Genomic DNA, 17,394 nt, shown 5'->3' with positions numbered 1-17,394 from the left:
GTCGTAGACGAACTGCAAAAAGCAAGAAAATGAAAGGGTGAGGAGCAATCCTCACCCTTTTTTATTTCTCCTTCTCTTTGGTGTTTCGCCGCTATCCGAATAAATTTTCGATGCTGTTTTCTTTCGTGACGCTTTTCACGATCGATCACATAAAATAGCGTTTTGTATATTTTCTGGTATTCGGACACGTTTCTGTGCGCCGGATTCGAAATCAGGCTTTCATGAATCAACTTTCGCAGCCTCCGCGTCATTATGCGTTTCATCATGTGCTTCCCATCATCATCATCGTAGCGGACGCATTATGAGCACCAAACACCTGCAGTTCGGACGCTATCGTTTCCCCCTCAGCGCAGAGTCAAGCCGTCCCCTCGTCATGGGCATCCTCAATGTGACGCCCGATTCGTTTTCCGATGGCGGCCAGTTTCATTGCCTCGATCTCGCCTTATCGCATGCCGAACAGATGATTGCCGATGGTGTTGACATCATCGATATCGGTGGCGAATCGAGCCGACCAGGTGCCGCGCCCTTACCGTTGGACGAAGAGTTGCGGCGAGTCATGCCTCTTATCTATGCGCTGCGTGACTGCGGAAAGCCGCTTTCCGTCGACACCTACAAGCCTGAAGTGATGCGCGAAGCCATCGCGGCAGGTGTGGACATGATCAACGATATCAATGGATTCAGGGCAGAGGGTGCGTTGCGTGCCGTCAATGAAAGCGAATGTGCCTTGTGTATCATGCACATGCAACATAACCCTGTAACCATGCAACTTCACCCGGAATATGCAGATGTCGTGGCCGACGTCACGCGTTTTTTAGGTGAAAGGGTGGCGGCATTTGAAGCCGTTGGGGTAGAGCGGGAGCGCCTGTGCATCGATCCGGGTTTCGGATTCGGGAAAACCGTCGATCATAATCTGATGCTGTTAAAAGATTTGCGACATATTTCTGGTGAAATCGGCTTGCCGATATTGGCAGGCCTGTCCCGTAAATCCACTATCGGGGCAATTACCGGGAAGCCAGTTGAACAGCGCATGGCAGGCAGCATTGCGGCAGCTCTGAGTGCGGTAGCCCACGGAGCCTTTATTGTCAGAGTACACGATGTCGCTGAAACGGTCGATGCCCTGAAGGTATGGCAGGCAGTCGAAACACTAAAGAAGGACAACACATGACACGCAAATATTTTGGTACTGACGGTGTACGTGGACGCGTCGGTACATCACCGATTACGCCGGATTTTGTCATGCGCCTCGGCTATGCGGCCGGCAAGGTGCTTGCACAAGGCGAAGGCAGCAGCGGCAAACCCATAGTCCTGATCGGCAAGGACACCCGTATCTCGGGCTATATGCTGGAAGCAGCTCTCGAAGCCGGCTTTGCCGCCGCCGGGGTAGATGTCATGCTGGCCGGACCGATGCCTACACCCGCAGTCGCCTATTTAACCCGCGCATTGCGGCTCTCTGCAGGCGTCGTCATTTCAGCGTCACATAACCCCTATGCCGACAACGGTATCAAGTTCTTTTCATCATCAGGCAACAAGCTGCCAGACGATGTCGAGTCTGCCATTGAAGCTGAACTCGAGCATCCGATGGAATGTGTGTCATCGGAAAACCTGGGCAAGGCAAAACGCCTGTTCGATGCGCAGGGGCGTTACATCGAATTCTGCAAGAGTACCTTTCCCAACGAGCTGGATTTGCGCGGCCTGAAGATTGTCGTCGACTGTGCCCATGGCGCCGCTTACCACATCGCACCGGATGTCTTCCATGAACTGGGCGCCGAAGTGATCGCCATCGGTAACAAGCCGAATGGGACCAACATCAATGATCGTGTCGGTGCAACTGCGCCCGACGCCTTGTGCGCTGCTGTGAAAGAACATCAGGCGGATCTTGGCATTGCGCTGGATGGCGACGCCGACCGACTGTTGATGGTCGATGCAACAGGCAAGGCATATAACGGTGACGAACTGCTTTACATCATGGTAAAGGACAGGATGGCGGCCTCGCCTGTCAAGGGAGTCGTCGGCACGCTGATGACCAACATGGCATTGGAAGTCGCGTTCAAGGAAATGGGTATTGGATTCGCGCGTGCCAAGGTCGGCGACCGCTATGTGCTGGAAGTTTTGCACGAGCGTGGCTGGTGCATCGGTGGCGAAGGTTCTGGTCACCTGCTGTTCCTGGACAAGCATACGACCGGCGATGGCATCGTCTCGGCATTGCAGGTACTGTCGGCGCTGAAGCGCAGCGGCAAGACCTTGCCGCAGTGTGTAGAAGATCTCACTCTGTATCCACAATGCCTGATCAATGTAAAGGTCGCTCCCGGTTTCGAATGGCAAAAGAATCAGGCTTTGATGAGTGAGAAGGAAATCGTCGAATCCTCCTTGGGCGATAATGGCCGGGTGCTGATTCGCAGCTCTGGGACCGAGCCGCTGATCCGCGTCATGGTGGAAGCCAGGGATCCGGAACTGGCGGAGAAAATGGCAAAGCGTATCGCCGACAAGGTGGTGGCCTAATCGATGTTGTTTCGGGAACCAGGACCTCAGGCATCGGCATCACGCAGGGGTCGTAACTATCTCGCAAGTCGTTGACATTAGCCACGATAATCGGAAAGCATAGAAAGAGAGATAAAATCTGAATAACGGGCTCCCGGGCTCGCGTTATTGTTTCCGACGTTGCTTCTGCACGTGATACTCTGCCCGTCCCGCTGTTCCGCACACCAAGTCCAAATTTGCACTTGGCGCCCAATGCGATCTTGACAATGCATTCAGACTCACAGAGTACAGAACTATTAAGAGCGCCTATCAAAATGCCGCTTGCCGCGTTGCTACTCCTAGCCGTACGCCTGTACTGTCTTCGTCGGCACGCCTTGCCATCGTCATTTTGATAGGCGCTCTAAAGACCGACTGCCGCATCCGAAGGTCCGAGCAAAAATTTTTGCAGAATGAAAACGCCTCACACCGCTGAAGACCTTCTCCCAAAGCTGGAGAGGTCGCGCAATTTCAATCGCCTCACTTTCAAGCCGCCACTTGCGGTGCGTGACGGAGTCAGCCCGAGTTACATCTGGCTTTCTCCTGGGCCTTGGGTCAATCTGTTGTCCTTCCTCGTAGAGCGCTTTCCCAATGTGTCGCGCGACGCGTGGCAACTGCGGATGCATCGCGGTGATGTAGTCAATGCGCATGGCGCGCGCATGGACGCCGAAAGTCCATACCGCCCGAACGACTGCATTTTCTATTACCGCGAACCCGAGCCGGAAACGGTAATCCCTTTTGCGGAGCACATTGTCTATCAGGATGAAAACATCCTGGTGTCTGACAAGCCGCATTTTCTACCGGTTATTCCGTCGGGGCGCTTTCTGCGAGAGACCTTGTTGGTCAGGTTAAAAAAGAGAACCGGCCTTGATCATCTGACGCCGATTCATCGTATCGATAGGGAGACCGCCGGACTTGTTGTGTTCTCACATAATCTGCGTACACGTGGCGCTTACCAGTCACTCTTCCAGAAACGCGAAGTCGAGAAGGTGTATGAGGCGGTAGCCGCAAACCTGAATGGCGTGCAATTTCCATTCGTGTACCGCAGCCGACTTGTAGAGGGCCAGCCGTTTTTTCGGATGACCGAGGCCGACGGTGAGCCAAATTCGGAAACCCATATTGATGTCGCGGACAGAGGAGAGCGCTGGTCGCGTTACCTGCTGCGGCCTGTAACCGGGAAAAAACATCAGTTGCGCGTGCATCTTGCGGCACTCGGTATTCCTATCATCAACGACGCGTTTTACCCGGATGCGCTGCCTTGCAAGGGTGATGATATGTCGCAGCCTTTGCAGTTGCTTGCCAAGGCAATTGCTTTCCAGGACCCGGTTAGCGGCAAGGCGCAATATTTCGAAAGTAGAAGGAAGCTTGCATTGACGCACAAATAACTTACTGTCAAATCTTTAAAATTACGGAAATACCAGATTAAAAGGCTTCCTTGAATTGACCTGAGAGTGTTGCTCAGGTATGATTAAATTCTTCGGAGTGTGGCGCAGCCCGGTAGCGCACCTGGTTTGGGACCAGGGGGTCCAAGGTTCGAATCCTTGTACTCCGACCAAATTTAAAAGGGGTTAGCTTTTTAGCTAACCCCTTTTTCTATTTCTGCTCTGTTTCCGCTTCCCAAACACAGGAATTGTGGCCGAGATTCACATCACGGCACAGACTCCCCTCGTTGTTATTCATCCTATGCGATCCGCCACGGACTATGTGCACACTCTGATCGCACGGTAGCAAGTAATGTACCGATTGCCCACAAACAGTGTTTGCAGATTGCTTTGTCTCTTGGCGGCTGAGATAATCTGGCGGTCACGACGATGTGTTAATTGGGGAAATGTTGGCGTTCGCACAAAATGCATTTTTTGTATTCCGGATTGCCAAAGAGGCCGTTGCATGAAGCATGTTGATGCCGATGCGACGGAGTTGATGGCAGTGCGTGACGCACATCTGCAGCGGCAGGCCGAGCAGATCATTTCATCGATGCCATCTGGCCTGATGCTTGTCGATGCCACACTGCGAATTCTCCGTATCAATCGGGCGATGTGCGACTTGTTCTCTATCTCCGACATCCCGGCAACGATAGGTTTGCCGTTGCGGTCCGTGATTGACAGCGACATTCTCGAAAAGTGGCTCGTGCTGGCCACCCGCGGTAACGGCGATAGTAACGGTGACGGTGCGTCCCCGCTGCACGATGCATTGGCGCTCACCCTGCGCACACCAGGCAGCTACCGTCATGTCGAATTAAAGATATCCATCACGCCCGCCAAGCCGGACAAGGTCTTCCTCGTCATGGCGCAGGACATCACCGAACGTATCCGTTCGCAGGAAGAATTGAAGCGCTTCCGAATGGCGTTGGACAGTTCCATTGATGCCGTCTACCTCATCGATCATGAACTGATGCGCTTCATCGATGCGAACAAGACTGCACTTGCGACGTTAGGCTACAGCTACGAAGAATTGATGCAGCTCGGGCCGCAAGATCTCAAACCGGATCCGGGCGAGCTGGATAAGATTCAGCGCCGCTTCAATGAAGTCATTAAGAGCGAACACAAGACCGGGACGATTGAAACACTCCATCAGCGCAAGGATGGCAAGCGCTTGCCGGTAGAAGTGTATTTGCGCGCATTCATGTCCGAAGGCCGGCAGTTGCTGGTGGCCGTGGTGCGAGACATCACAGCGCGTATCAAAGCTGAGGCAGTCCTGCGCGACAGTGAGCAACGCTTCCGCGTCGCGTTCAACCAGGCTGCAGTCGGACTGGCACACGTATCACCGGATGGACGCTGGCTGATGGTCAACAAGAAGCTCTGCGAAATCGTCGGATACACCCAGAACGAATTGCTCGGCATGCGCTTCCAGGACGTCACGCATCCGGAAGATGTGGGTGCCGACTGGGCACTTGCCAGGCGAATGATCGCGGGTGAAATCGACGAGAAGAGCCGCGAGAAACGCTATCGTCACAAGAACGGGTATTACATATGGGTGAACCTGACCAGTTCGATGGTGCGTAGCGACGATGGCAATCCCAAGTACTACAGCACCGTCGTTGAAGACATATCGAGACGCAAGCAGATAGAAGAAGAGTTGCTGCACCTGGCGAACCACGACGCCCTGACCAGCCTGCCTAATCGCTCGCTGTTACTTGACCGCCTGTCACAGGCGCTGGTGTTCGCTGAGCGTTCGGAGGAACAAGTCGCCGTTATGCTGATCGACCTCGATCGCTTCAAAAACATTAACGACAGCCTGGGTCATGATGCCGGTGACAAGATCATCATGGAGATCTCACGGCGTTTGTCCGCGAGTGTGCGTGCGGGAGATACCATTGCCCGGCTGGGCGGCGACGAATTCGTGATCATCCGTCCCGACGTGGTCAAAGATGATGCAGTCGCCATTCTGGCTCAGCAGATACTTGAAGCCGTGTCGCGACCACTAATCGTCCAGGGGCACGAATTTTATCCAACGGGCAGCATTGGCATCAGCATGTACCCCAAGGACGGCAGCGATGGCCAGACCTTGCTCATGAATGCCGATACCGCGATGTACCGGGCCAAGGATGCAGGGCGCAATAATTTCCAGTTCTATGCGCATGAAATGAATTCGCGTGCCCTTGATCGCCTGAAGCTGGAAAGTGGTCTGCGCCGGGCACTGGAGCGCAAGGAATTCGTCGTGCATTATCAGCCGCAGATGGACATTGCGTCCGGACGCATTGTCGGTGCGGAAGCTTTGCTACGTTGGGAGCCGCCAGGGCAAGCCATGGTTTTCCCGGGCGATTTCATTCCCATCGCCGAAGAGGCCGGCTTGATCGTCCAGATAGGTGAATGGGTACTACGTACCGCCTGCACTCAGAAAAAAGCCTGGCATGACGCAGGCATCACCGTACCGCTTAAGGTGGCCGTCAATCTTTCCGCTCGCCAGTTCAAGCATCAGGATATCGTGAAAGTCGTTTCACATGTTCTGGAGCAGACCGGCTGTCGGCCGGACTGGCTGGAACTTGAAATTACCGAAAGCGTCATCATGGAAAACCCCGAGTCCGCTGCGGCAACGCTTCATAAACTGAGCGACATGGGTGTCCACCTGTCGATCGACGATTTCGGGACTGGTTACTCCAGCCTGAGTTATCTCAAACGCTTTCCCATCAATTCACTCAAGATTGACAGATCGTTTGTACGCGACATCACCACCGATGCGGATGATGCAGCAATCGCCAAAGCCGTGATTGCGCTGGCCCACAGTCTCAAGATGCGAGTCATCGCTGAAGGCGTGGAAACGGCTGAGCAGCTCGCATTTTTGCGGGAGCAGCAGTGTGACGAGATGCAGGGCTATCTCCTGAGTCGTCCGGTACCGGCCGCAAAACTGGAGGAATTGGTGACGTCGACTTCCTCAAATTTGAACGAGCCTTCTTCCAGTCATTGAAACGATTTCCCATTAGAGGTAATATCCGCAGACTCGGACGCGTTTGATTGTTAACATCCGTTGCCGACGTCCTTCACTGTGAGGGCTTCAGATTCTCTAAAAGCCTTCGCGTCGCAGTACAGGCTGCCCATAGCTCAGTTGGATAGAGCAACGGCCTTCTAAGCCGTAGGTCGCAGGTTCGACTCCTGCTGGGCAGGCCACTTCTATCACTTGCGCTGATAGCGATTGCTTACGTTGTGCTATTTGCATCGGGCTTGCTATTCAATCTGGAAACACAATCCCTTTCAATCGGCCCAGCGACAGCATATTTGGTTCGCAGTGATCTTCTTTATCTTCCAACTCAAGGTATAGCGAAGCTGCAGCAGGAAAGACCATACTTGGCGGCTAGCCGGCTTTACCCATATTGTGGGCATCACGCTGCGAGGGAAGGCCAGTCCGGAGAGGAGCGGTAACCTGTACGCTCCCAGCCTCTTCCCGAAAGGCGATGGTGAATCCCGGGCGGCGAACTTTCCTTGCCAAGGGATAGCCGGCATGCCAGAGGCTGGAGCACATGCCGGTCTGCAATTGGAACTGGATAACGAAGTTGGTAAGCGTTGCGCCGTCGTAGCAGGTGCGCGGCACATTCTGCAACGGCGAACTATGTAAAAAGCCGGAACGAGCAACCGTGTATTGGTACTGGAAACCGAACCTTGCGGCAATCTGGCGCGACTCATCGTGCGACTCTCCCCACGGCCATGCTAGGTGGCGGAAATGTGAGCTAGGCAGTCCTAACTCTTGTGTGAGGTGGTCGAGCGATGTTGCGAGATCCTGGGTCAACTCGTTGCGGGTCAGATCAGACAGCGACCGGTGTTCATGCGTATGGGAGTGAAACTCCATCCATCCACCGGACTGCATTTCCCTGATTTGCTGCCATGATAGAAATCCGGGGTCACCGTGCGAGACGGACGAACTCGACACTACCGAATGCCTGATTGATTTTGTGGAAAGGAAACAAAGGGCACTAAAGTTAAAGCTTTTCAATACAGGGAGAGCTTCTAAAAAAACACTTTCATAGCCGTCGTCAAAGGTCAGTAAAAAGGACTTGGCCGGCATGCTTTTTCCCCGGGCGGCATAGAAATCTAATTCACTAGCCGTTAACGACCTCCATCCACGCTTGGACAACCATTCGAGGTGACTAGCAAATACTGCTGGAGACGTGGACGTCGATAATTTTTCATTATCGATCCGGTGGTAGACCAAGATTGGAATGCAGTTCGGCATGTTTTTACCATAGCAATGTTTTCCTGTCGTTAAGATTACAAAGTAACCGGAAGTAAATAATTGACTAAGGTCAACTAAAGTGATTGCGTTATTAAATCGCGGTGGATACTTGTGCTTTCCGTGTGTGCATTTAGTTAGAACACCGCAAATACTCATGGCAAATGTTGCGTCGAGGTCTTAAGCAAGCTTTATCCAAGACAAGATTCTTGAATTCAGTGATGCTTGAACAAGTCAAGCCCTGCACCAAGTTGGCCGCCTCCGTAATGCCTGTGCAAAACCGTTCACTTACGTAACAGCCCTGCTCATACCACTTGCATGCGCACTTATGCGATTCAAGAATTGTCAAGCCGGCGTTTGCAGTTCATTAGTGACGGTTAATCAAATCAGTGGCCGAGACAACAATGCAAAAGCATTTTCTACACGAAAGCTTATATGATTCCCGTCGATATTGACGTCTGGCTGGCTGCAGAACGGTTTGGTGAAGACATTAAGGTCATCCCGTATGTACGTACTGCAGAAGAAATGAGTGTGCAGTACGATATAAAGCTGATACGGCAAGAAACCTCTATCTCGCAAAAAAGGAGCAGTGCAGGCATCTGCTAAAGAGCCGGGGAAAATCGCGCATATGACCGTGAATGCAAATCACAGTCATGTCGGGTGCCGAATAAATATCGTATTAATGAATAACGGGCAGAATCTCGGGCAGTATGAATTTGAATGCCCTTCCCGAGCATATGCCAATATGGCTTTTTAATCTCTGCTTTCCAGCGTAAGCCAAGGCACTCGAATCAATAGGCTTTAACTTGCCAATAACTCGGACCGCCTTGCCTTGCACTCTGCTTCATACTGCTCCGTGATCCGATTTGCCTTACGCCGGGCCTTCTCTACGGACTTTTGGGGGGCTGTCCTAACATCTTCGCTGGCATATTGCTGGCGTCGCGATAATGCGGCGCACTTCTTCTCCAATGCCGCTCGCTGTTTTCCTACGCGCTGCTGCGCCTTGTAGTGGGCCTCGGTTTCTCTATGGCGGGCATTTTCCACCTTCTCAAGAGCCTTTTTGTTCTCAATATGCTGTTTTTTTGCGCTTGACGGGCTGTCGATTTGCGAGTCCCTGATTTCAAGTTGTCTCGCACCTGGGCATGGCATGTCGCTATAGCTGATTTTGCCTGAAGCTTCGCAGCGGTAGATCGCGTACGCTGGCATGGAAATGCAGAGAAGGCTGGCAACTAACGAGCCACATAAAAAATAAATGCGCACTTAAATAACCTTCCCTGGATTCATGATATTCAACGGATCCAGCGCCTGCTTCAGTGTACGCATCAGTCCCAACTCCACCTCAGACTTGTAGGCCCGGACCTCGTCACGCTTCAACGCGCCGAGACCATGTTCCGCCGAGATCGAACCGCCAAATGCATGCACGCTGTCGTGCACTACGCGATTGATTGCCGGCTGGCTTTCGATGAAGGCATCCGGCGATGCGTTCTCAGGCGGCGAAACGTTATAGTGCAAGTTGCCGTCCCCGAGATGACCAAAGGTCACCATGCGGCAACCCGGGAACTGCTCTGCAAGCAGCACATCGGTGACACGAATAAATTCACCGATGCGTGAAATCGGCACCGAAACATCGTGTTTGATGTTCTTGCCTTCCTCGGCTTGTGCCAGCGGAATATGTTCACGCAAATTCCATAAAGCCCTGGATTGTGCAATCGACGATGCAATGACGGCGTCGTCGATGATGACTTGTTCTAGCGCTTCGGATACCAAGCCCTCGAGCATGTCGTTGGCGTGTTCTTCCGACTCGCTGTCCGATAGTTCCAGCAGGACGTATTGCGGATAGGACTGCGGGAAGGGCAGACGCATCTGCGGGAAGTGTTTGGTGACCAAGGTCAAGCAGAAGTCAGACATCAACTCAAAACCGGTCAGCGCCGCGCCGCAACGTTCCTGCGCCATCGACAGGAAACGTAGCGCTTCTTCAGGCGATTTCATCGCAGCCAGTGCCGTGAGTTGGGCTTTCGGTTGCGGAAAGAGCTTGAGTACGGCGCCGGTGATCACGCCCAGCGTACCCTCGGCGCCGATAAACAGATCACGCAGATCGTAACCGGTATTGTCCTTGCGGAGACCGCGCAAGCCGTTCCATATGTCGCCTTGTGCGGTGACGACTTCGAGCCCCAGGCAGAGTTCGCGCGTATTGCCGTAACGAAGTACCGCGGTACCGCCCGCATTGGTAGCAAGGTTGCCGCCGATGGTGCAGCTTCCTTCCGCAGCAAGTGACAGCGGGAACAGGCGACCGGCTTCCGCGGCCGCATTCTGGATCTGTTCAAGGATGCAGCCCGCATCGACCGTCATGGTGTTGTTGATAGTGTCGGTGGCGCGGATGCGCGTCATGCGGGAGAGTGACAGCACGATGGCATTGCCGCTTTGGTCGGGCACGCTGCCCAGTACCAGTCCGGTGTTGCCACCTTGCGGGACCAGCGGCACATGGTGCAGGTTGCATAGCCGGACGATCGCGGCGACTTCGTCGGTGTTGGCTGGACGAACCACCCCGAGCGCGCGGCCGGTGTAGCGGCGGCGCCAGTCGGTTAAGTAACGTTCAAGGTCTGCTGTTTCGGTCAGCACGTTGGCTGCGCCGACCACGTCGCGGCAGCTACTCAGGAAATCGTTCATGGCTATGCTTATTTGGAAGCTTTTTGGATGGCTTGCTGCGCAATTCTTTTTGCTTCCTGTTTATAAGGACGCAGAAAAAGAACGATGCAAACAAAAAATACGCAGACCAGTGCGACCTCTACCCAACCCAGCGTAGCGGAAAGGCCCTTGTCGCTCGTCGCGCGCACGATCCCTTCGGTGAAATACAACAGGATCAGCATGGAAGACCACTGCATCGTGTAGATGTTCCGCTTCAGGATGCCACGTAAGGGAAGCAGCAGTGGCAATACCTTGAGCACCATCCATGAACCGCCAGGGCGCAACGGAGCTAGCACCAGTTCCCATGCCACGCAGAGCAGGATCAATGCGATCAGGCTGATCGTCGCACCAAAGTAACATCCTTGCTGAAAGCGAGTCTGCATCAGACACCCCTCAATCGAACAGTGGTTTCGGCAAGGCGCTTGCCGAGGGCGATAGTCAGAATCCGCGTGTCGTCCGAGAGGTCGTTAGCGCCGTCGGCCCCCGACCAGTGACTGGCCCCATACGGTGTTCCGCCGCTGCTGGTCGTCATCAGCTGTGGATGGGTATAGGGCACGCCCATGACGAGCATGCCGTGATGCAGCAGCGGGATCATCATTGACAGCAGGGTTGACTCCTGTCCGCCGTGCAGACTGCCCGTCGAGGTGAAGACGCAGGCGGGTTTGCCCGACAGGGCGCCGGACAGCCATTGCGTCGATGTGCCGTCGAGAAAATACTTCATCGCAGCAGCCATGTTGCCGAAGCGGGTAGGCGATCCCATAGCAAGGCCGGCGCATTCCTCCAAGTCACGCTGGTCCGCGTACGGAGCACCTTCGGCGGGAATGTCGGGTTCGGTGGCTTCGGTTAAGGTGGACACGGCCGGCACGGTGCGCAAGCGGGCTTCGCAGCCGCGGACGCTCTCAATCCCCTGGGCGATCAGCTCTGCCAGTTTGCGGGTCGATCCATGCCGGGAATAATATAAAACGAGGATAGGAAGATCAGGCGAATTCATGCTTGGTATTATAGGATGGTTTCCAAGCACCCAGACACGAATGCCACAACCGCAGCCAGTCAGACGGATTTTCCCGTTCAATCTCCAGATCTTCCGGAATTTTCCGGTGGATGACGTGCGCGGTTTATTCCAGTTTGCCCGCCGCCGTCTCCATGAAGAACGTCTGCCTCAGGTCGCCGGCAGTCTTACCTTCACGACGGTGCTGGCACTGGTGCCGGTGTTTGCCATCGCATTCGCGATCTTTACGACATTTCCCTTGTTCAACACCTTTCGTGCCGGTCTGGAAGCCTATTTCATCAAGAGCCTGATGCCCAAGGGGATCGCCAATAACATTCTGGGCTACCTCAACCAGTTCGCCAGCAAGGCTACGCGGCTCTCTGCCATCGGTGCTGTCGGCCTGATCCTGACTGCGGTCGTGATGATGCTGACCATCGACCGGGCGTTCAATCATATCTGGCGCGTCAAGACGCCACGGCCCATCTCGCAGAGGCTGGTGATCTATTGGGCGATCGTTACCCTGGGACCATTGCTGATCGGCGCGTCGATCACTTTTACGTCCGACTTGTTCAGCGCGACGAACGGCTTTGTCGTCAGTTTTCCGCTGATCGGCGCAACCTTTTATACCATCCTCTCCGTCCTCCTGACCATGGGGGCGTTCACACTGTTGTACCTTGCAGTGCCGAACCGTTTCGTCGACTGGCGCGATGCAGCCTGCGGCGGATTGCTTGCTGCGGCTGCTTTCGAGATTGCCAAGCGGGTCTTCGTCATTTTCATTACCAAGTTTCCTGCCTATACCGTCTTGTATGGGGCGCTGGCTGCTATCCCGATCTTCTTGCTGTGGATTTATGTGTCGTGGATGATCACGCTGATGGGAGGCGTGCTGGCTGCTGCCTTGCCGATCGTGAAGTATGAACGATGGTGGCACATTCCCACACCAGGAAGTGCCTTCATCGACGCCATGTCCATCCTGACGGTTCTGCATGATGCGAGGTCGAATGGACAGAATGCGGCAGTTGACGCCCGAACGCTTCGTGCGCTCACGCGCCTGGGTTTTGATGAGTCGGAGTCGCTGCTTGAACAGATGCTCGATGCCGGTTGGGTAGGTCGCATCAAGGCGGAATTACCGCGGCGCGTACGCATTGGCAAACGGATAGCAGAGGGGCTGGATACCTGGGTCCTGCTGGCTAATCCCGCGCAGCTGCGAGTAGCAGATGTGTATCGCCTGTTCGTCTTTAATACAGGCGGAAACGCGGTCCTGGCAAAGCGGGTAGAGGCTGCGGTAGAGCAGGGTTTGCACACCAGCCTTGCCGACTATTTTGTTTCGGGCAAGGTCGGCGCAACTGTCACTTGAGACTGCCAAACATAGGCTAGAACGACGCTTGACCGGTCAGCATCTGCCAATACATCACCCAATCACCCATGAAAGAATAAATCGGATGTTTGAAGGTTGCGGGCTGGTTTTTTTCAAAAGCGAAATGCCCGATCCAGGCGAAGCCGTATCCGGATGCCAGCGCGGCGAGCAGCCACCACCAGTTGCCTGTAAGCAGCAGGGCACCTAGAAAAATCAGGGAAAGAGTGGAACCGACGAAGTGCAATTCCCGGCAAGTGCGGTTGGAATGCTCAGCGAGATAGACCGGATAGAATTCCGCAAAGGATGCGTACTCACGCTGCATGACACTGGCCATCACGTTTCTCCTGGCAATAGACATACTTCAGAGTAGTCCGGGACTGGTATGGATGCAACCTAAATTCTCTGCGCCAATTCTGGCTGCTTATCTTTTGCAACATCACCCTCACTTCATTGTTCCAATCGACACGATACGACCAAGAAGAAAATAAACTTCTGCTGGTGCTGCTTTCAAGAGAATTTTAGACGGCGCCAACCCGTCTATCATGCTCCGAAATTCCGAGTACGTAAGCGCTCAAGCGCAACGAAAGACCACCAGTCGTGGGAATGTAAATCGACGTCGCGCTGTCGCAAGACAGTGGTCGACAGGTCGGGCACACTTCAACCATTCGGTGTAGTTATCTTCTACGTCGCCAAAGTGAGGGTAAAACGGATCCGGGCAATGAATGATCTGAAGGGACATCCCATTAATCAATGAAAGACAATATGAAACAAAGCGCTGAGGAAACCATCACCGCGCTTGCCACTGGTGATTTCACAGACCTTGCCGATACGTTCGCCAACGCCGGCATGTCCGTCAGGGTACCCTCACGCGGGGTCCTGCAGATTTCAGCGTCGGCGGGCATGCGTGCCCGTCCGCGTATCTTATTGTCCGTCGGCGTGCATGGTGATGAGACCGCACCGCTGGAAATGCTGGGTCACATCCTTCACGAGTTTGCCGGAGCACCACGCCGCCTGGGAGTGGACCTCATGATCGTCGTCGGCAATCTCGCTGCGATTGCCGCAGGCAAGCGCTACATCGACGCCGATCTTAACCGCCTGTTTCGCATAGAGCGCAGCGATCGCGGTGATTTACAAGGGACCGCCGAAGCGGAACGCGCGGACCAGATCATGCGCGCTACGGCTTCGTTCTTCAGCGCCCCGGATGCAGACAAGTGGCATCTCGACCTGCACACCGCGATTCGCGCGTCGCATTACTCTACCTTCGCCGTCGTGCCGGCCGGAATGCCGGAACGGAATCGCGATGTCTTGCTCGGCTGGTTAGGCAAGGCGGCAATCGAAGCTGTCATTCTGAGCCCCTCGTCGGCCGGGACCTTCAGTGCCTATACGGCAGAGCGACATGGCGCGAGCAGTGCCACGCTTGAACTTGGCCAGGTGGCGGCGCTGGGCAGTAACGACTTGAGCCGTTTTGCAGACACGGCCGATGCGCTGAAGCACTTCTTGTCGAGCGGTATTCCGGACCGTGCAAGCGCACCTGCAATATTCCGGGTGAAGCAGGAACTGATCAAGAGCAGCGATGCATTCAGCATGAGTTTCGACCAAAACACAAAAAACTTCACGCCATTGCAGCCGGGCGAATTGATTGCCCGCGACACCAACATTGAGTACAAGGTAGGCAACGCAACCGAATACGTGGTGTTTCCCAATCCTGGTGTTCGTGCGGGCTTCAGGGCGGGGTTGATGGTGGTCAGGGAGAGCTAGATTGCAGCATTTTCTGGCGCCGACACTGCTCGATTGCATCGACTACCTTGACCGCATTGAATGGTTTGACGACGAAACTGGCGGCGCCGGCCTGTAAAGCAGCTTGCACGTTCTCCAAGGTCGGCACTGCGCTGACGATGATGATGCCGACATCCGGCGTGCGCTCCACGATACGTCGGGCAGCGTCATGACCAGTCAGGCGCGGCATCTGTATATCGAGGAAGGCAATATCCGGCTTGTGTATCTCGCACATATCAACCGCCTTTTCGCCATCGTGCGCCTCACCAATGACCAGATGGCCGTGCTCCTGCAGCAGCAGTCTCAACACGCTGCAGGTCGTACTGTCGTCGTCCGCAATCACGATCCTGAATGGTGTCTGCAGGGGCGTCATCGGCGTTCCTTATCCGAGCAGGGTGTGCAGCTTGCTGCTCACCCGCGCATATTCAGTGTCGATAATCGATAAGCGGTTCGCAAGATCTTCGGGCAGGCCGGTCTTTGCCGCTGCTTCCAGTTCGCTGCACAACGCCGAGAGCCGTATCGCTCCGATCGACGCGCTGCTGCCGGCAAACGCATGCGCCACCTTGGCGATGATCTGTGCGTCACGAACTTCAGAGGCGTGGCGCAAAGCCTGAATGCGGGGAGGGCTGTCGTTGAGGTAGAGCGTCGCAAGTTCGGCAAAGTCAGCGCCAAACATTTCCCGCATGGCTTCCAGCTCGTCGCCGGCAACGTCGGACGACACCATATCCGCTTGCAACGCGCGCGGCATCCAGCGAGCCAGCATATCCTTGAGTGTCTGGGGGCGTATCGGCTTGGACAGAAAGTCATTCATGCCCGCCGCCGAGCATTTGTCGCGCTCTTCCTCCGTAGTACAGGCGGTCAGCGCAATCACCGGCACATGCTTGGCCGAACCCTCCAGCCGGCGAATCTGTCCTGTTGCCTCATAACCATCCAGCTGCGGCATGTCGCAATCCATCAACACCAGATCATAGTGCCGGGTCTTTTGCATGTGGACCGCTTCGTGGCCGTTGATCGCAAGGTCGACCTTGCAGCCGATCTTTTCAAGCATGCGCATGGCTACCTGTTGATTGACCAGATTGTCATCGGCAACCAGCACGCGTTTGCCTTGCAGGTTTTCGGCGCTTTGCTCGAAATCCTTGCCGTTGGCGCCCGATGTTACGGGAATCTGCCGCGTAGCCAGCCCTGCAAGCCGGAAAACCGCATTCATCAAGGCAATCGGTGTCATCGACGGCATGATGAGGGTATCAAAGCCCTCGCGCAAAAGTCGGTAAGTCTCCGGTCCTGCCGTATCGGCAAGGATTCCCAAGCCGCAGTGCGCATAAGACGCGTCATTGCGCACAGCCGTCGCCAGCATGTCGGCCTGTATGCCGCCGACCGTGCGCTCGAACATCACGATCCGATACGGCGCATGCTTGTCAGCTGCGGCACGCAAGGCGGCAAGACCCTCCATTACCGATGTTGCGGTATCGACCTGCATGCCTTGGGCAGTAAGCGATGCAAGCACAGGCTGCCACTTCTCCAGCGTATCTGCCAATACCAGCGTTCGTAATCCCGCAACTACGGCAGCCGCCAGCGGAATGTCGAGCAGCAAGCGGAAGTTGGCGCCAAGGCGCGGCGAGCAATCGACGCTCACGCTGCCGCCCATCAATCGCGCAAGCCGTACGCACAGCGCCAGTTCGACGGCATTTTTGCCGTGTACCTTGAGTGCCGCAATGCCGGTCAGCAGCGGCTGGTTCAAGGCGGATGTCAATTGTTCGCCAGCTTCAGACGGCCCACTGGCATGCACCGCCATTCTGAGTTTCCCCATGCCGGCTTCGACTTGCAGTTCCGTGCCGACCCGGATCTCGCCATGTTCGGCAACCCGGATTGCGGTATCGATCAGGATGCCAACCACCTGGCGTAACCGTACCGGATCACCGGTCAGCAAAGCTGTCTGCGGATAAGCGATGGTGAGTTGCAAGCCTTTCTCTTCGGCTGCGGTAGCCTTGTCGGCACAGGCTTGCTGTAGTTCGCTCAGGAGATCGAAGGGAAGTTGAGTCAGGCTGAACTGATTGGATTCCAGTAGTGAAAGGTCAACGATGCGTTCGATGACCTGCAGCAGCGTATCGACACTGTTCTGGGCAATCCGGGCGTACTCATGCTGCGCGGCGGTCAGGCCGGTTTCGAGCAGCAATTCCAGCATGCCGACAATCCCGTTCATCGATGTGCGGATGTCGTGGTTCATGTCGGCGAGCAGACTGCCCATGGAAAGGGCGCTGGGATCGGCGGCAGGCGCTGCCGCTGCATTGGTATTCGCAGTCGCGGACAAAGGCATTGCAGAGGAGGGGCTGTCTTGTTCTTGCTGCACGTTCGGTCCTGATGGGCTGTAATCGGTTGCGGAATGGCGCCGGCAAATGGCTGTTTTCCAGAAACGGCT

Annotated in this window: 15 protein-coding genes and 2 tRNA genes; 9 read left to right on the top strand and 8 right to left on the bottom strand. The window is 55.0% G+C overall.

Going from position 1 to position 17,394, the window contains the following annotated elements; genetic code table 11:
- Positions 1 to 301: 301 nt before the first annotated feature.
- The 6 genes from folP to ACFQUU_RS06405 all read left to right on the top strand — a co-directional run bounded on the left by folP (position 302) and on the right by ACFQUU_RS06405 (position 7,118).
- Complete coding sequence (gene folP / locus ACFQUU_RS06430; RefSeq protein WP_382244330.1) at positions 302 to 1,165, top strand: dihydropteroate synthase; 864 nt, start codon at positions 302 to 304, stop codon at positions 1,163 to 1,165.
- Complete coding sequence (gene glmM, locus ACFQUU_RS06425; protein WP_382244327.1) at positions 1,162 to 2,499, top strand: phosphoglucosamine mutase; 1,338 nt, start codon at positions 1,162 to 1,164, stop codon at positions 2,497 to 2,499. Before folP ends, glmM begins: the two co-directional genes overlap by 4 nt.
- Positions 2,500 to 2,927: 428 nt before the next feature.
- On the top strand, positions 2,928 to 3,899 hold the full coding sequence (locus ACFQUU_RS06420) for a pseudouridine synthase (RefSeq protein ID WP_382244324.1): 972 nt from the start codon (positions 2,928 to 2,930) through the stop codon (positions 3,897 to 3,899).
- 93 nt (positions 3,900 to 3,992) lie between these two features.
- Positions 3,993 to 4,069: transfer RNA gene (locus ACFQUU_RS06415), tRNA-Pro, on the top strand.
- A 332-nt stretch (positions 4,070 to 4,401) separates the two neighbouring features.
- Positions 4,402 to 6,918: an EAL domain-containing protein gene (locus tag ACFQUU_RS06410; RefSeq protein ID WP_382244321.1), complete on the top strand. Its 2,517-nt coding sequence runs from the start codon at positions 4,402 to 4,404 to the stop codon at positions 6,916 to 6,918.
- A 123-nt stretch (positions 6,919 to 7,041) separates the two neighbouring features.
- Positions 7,042 to 7,118 (top strand) — tRNA-Arg (locus ACFQUU_RS06405).
- Positions 7,119 to 7,302: 184 nt separating this feature from the next.
- Here the strand turns inward: ACFQUU_RS06405 and ACFQUU_RS06400 are convergent.
- Positions 7,303 to 8,010 carry a polysaccharide deacetylase family protein gene (locus ACFQUU_RS06400; RefSeq protein ID WP_382244318.1) on the bottom strand — a complete coding sequence of 236 codons (708 nt, stop codon included), beginning with the start codon at positions 8,008 to 8,010 and terminating at the stop codon, positions 7,303 to 7,305.
- A gap of 600 nt (positions 8,011 to 8,610) precedes the next feature.
- Here ACFQUU_RS06400 and ACFQUU_RS06395 point away from each other — a divergent pair.
- Entirely contained in the window at positions 8,611 to 8,781 is a 171-nt protein-coding gene (locus tag ACFQUU_RS06395; RefSeq protein ID WP_382244315.1) for a hypothetical protein, read from the top strand.
- Between the two features lie 195 nt (positions 8,782 to 8,976).
- Here the strand turns inward: ACFQUU_RS06395 and ACFQUU_RS06390 are convergent, their stop codons facing one another.
- The 4 genes from ACFQUU_RS06390 to wrbA are packed head-to-tail and all read right to left on the bottom strand — an operon-like array spanning position 8,977 to position 11,851.
- The gene (locus tag ACFQUU_RS06390) at positions 8,977 to 9,435 is read right to left on the bottom strand and encodes a hypothetical protein (RefSeq protein WP_382244312.1); all 459 of its coding nucleotides are present in this window, start codon (positions 9,433 to 9,435) and stop codon (positions 8,977 to 8,979) included.
- Complete coding sequence (locus ACFQUU_RS06385) at positions 9,436 to 10,842, bottom strand: FAD-binding oxidoreductase (protein ID WP_382244309.1); 1,407 nt, start codon at positions 10,840 to 10,842, stop codon at positions 9,436 to 9,438. It abuts the gene before it with no gap.
- 8 nt (positions 10,843 to 10,850) lie between these two features.
- A complete protein-coding gene (locus tag ACFQUU_RS06380) occupies positions 10,851 to 11,243 on the bottom strand; it encodes a DUF2069 domain-containing protein (RefSeq protein ID WP_382244306.1) in 393 nt (130 codons plus the stop codon).
- Complete coding sequence (wrbA, locus tag ACFQUU_RS06375) at positions 11,243 to 11,851, bottom strand: NAD(P)H:quinone oxidoreductase (RefSeq protein ID WP_382244303.1); 609 nt, start codon at positions 11,849 to 11,851, stop codon at positions 11,243 to 11,245. The genes ACFQUU_RS06380 and wrbA overlap by 1 nt, the downstream gene beginning before the upstream one ends.
- On the opposite strand from wrbA, the gene ACFQUU_RS06370 reads away from it, so the two are divergent.
- Positions 11,850 to 13,202, top strand: a complete 1,353-nt coding sequence (locus tag ACFQUU_RS06370) for a YihY family inner membrane protein (protein ID WP_382244300.1) — start codon at positions 11,850 to 11,852, stop codon at positions 13,200 to 13,202. The genes wrbA and ACFQUU_RS06370 overlap by 2 nt on opposite strands.
- Before the next feature lie 16 nt (positions 13,203 to 13,218).
- Here ACFQUU_RS06370 and ACFQUU_RS06365 read toward each other — a convergent pair whose 3' ends face one another.
- Positions 13,219 to 13,536, bottom strand: a complete 318-nt coding sequence (locus tag ACFQUU_RS06365; protein WP_382244297.1) for an Mpo1-like protein — start codon at positions 13,534 to 13,536, stop codon at positions 13,219 to 13,221.
- Positions 13,537 to 13,964: 428 nt separating this feature from the next.
- On the opposite strand from ACFQUU_RS06365, the gene ACFQUU_RS06360 reads away from it, so the two are divergent.
- The gene (locus tag ACFQUU_RS06360) at positions 13,965 to 14,960 is read left to right on the top strand and encodes a succinylglutamate desuccinylase (RefSeq protein ID WP_382244294.1); all 996 of its coding nucleotides are present in this window, start codon (positions 13,965 to 13,967) and stop codon (positions 14,958 to 14,960) included.
- Here ACFQUU_RS06360 and ACFQUU_RS06355 read toward each other — a convergent pair.
- On the bottom strand, positions 14,947 to 15,351 hold the full coding sequence (locus tag ACFQUU_RS06355) for a response regulator transcription factor (protein WP_382244291.1): 405 nt from the start codon (positions 15,349 to 15,351) through the stop codon (positions 14,947 to 14,949). The two genes, ACFQUU_RS06360 and ACFQUU_RS06355, sit on opposite strands and share 14 nt — an antisense overlap.
- Before the next feature lie 9 nt (positions 15,352 to 15,360).
- On the bottom strand, positions 15,361 to 17,325 hold the full coding sequence (locus ACFQUU_RS06350; protein ID WP_382244288.1) for a response regulator: 1,965 nt from the start codon (positions 17,323 to 17,325) through the stop codon (positions 15,361 to 15,363).
- Positions 17,326 to 17,394: the final 69 nt, after the last annotated feature.

It is taken from the genome of Herbaspirillum sp. GCM10030257, from assembly GCF_042666555.1.
GTDB lineage: Bacteria > Pseudomonadota > Gammaproteobacteria > Burkholderiales > Burkholderiaceae_D > Noviherbaspirillum.
The sequence above is the reverse complement of the archived record's forward strand: the minus strand, read 5'-3'. Positions and strand labels throughout refer to the sequence as shown.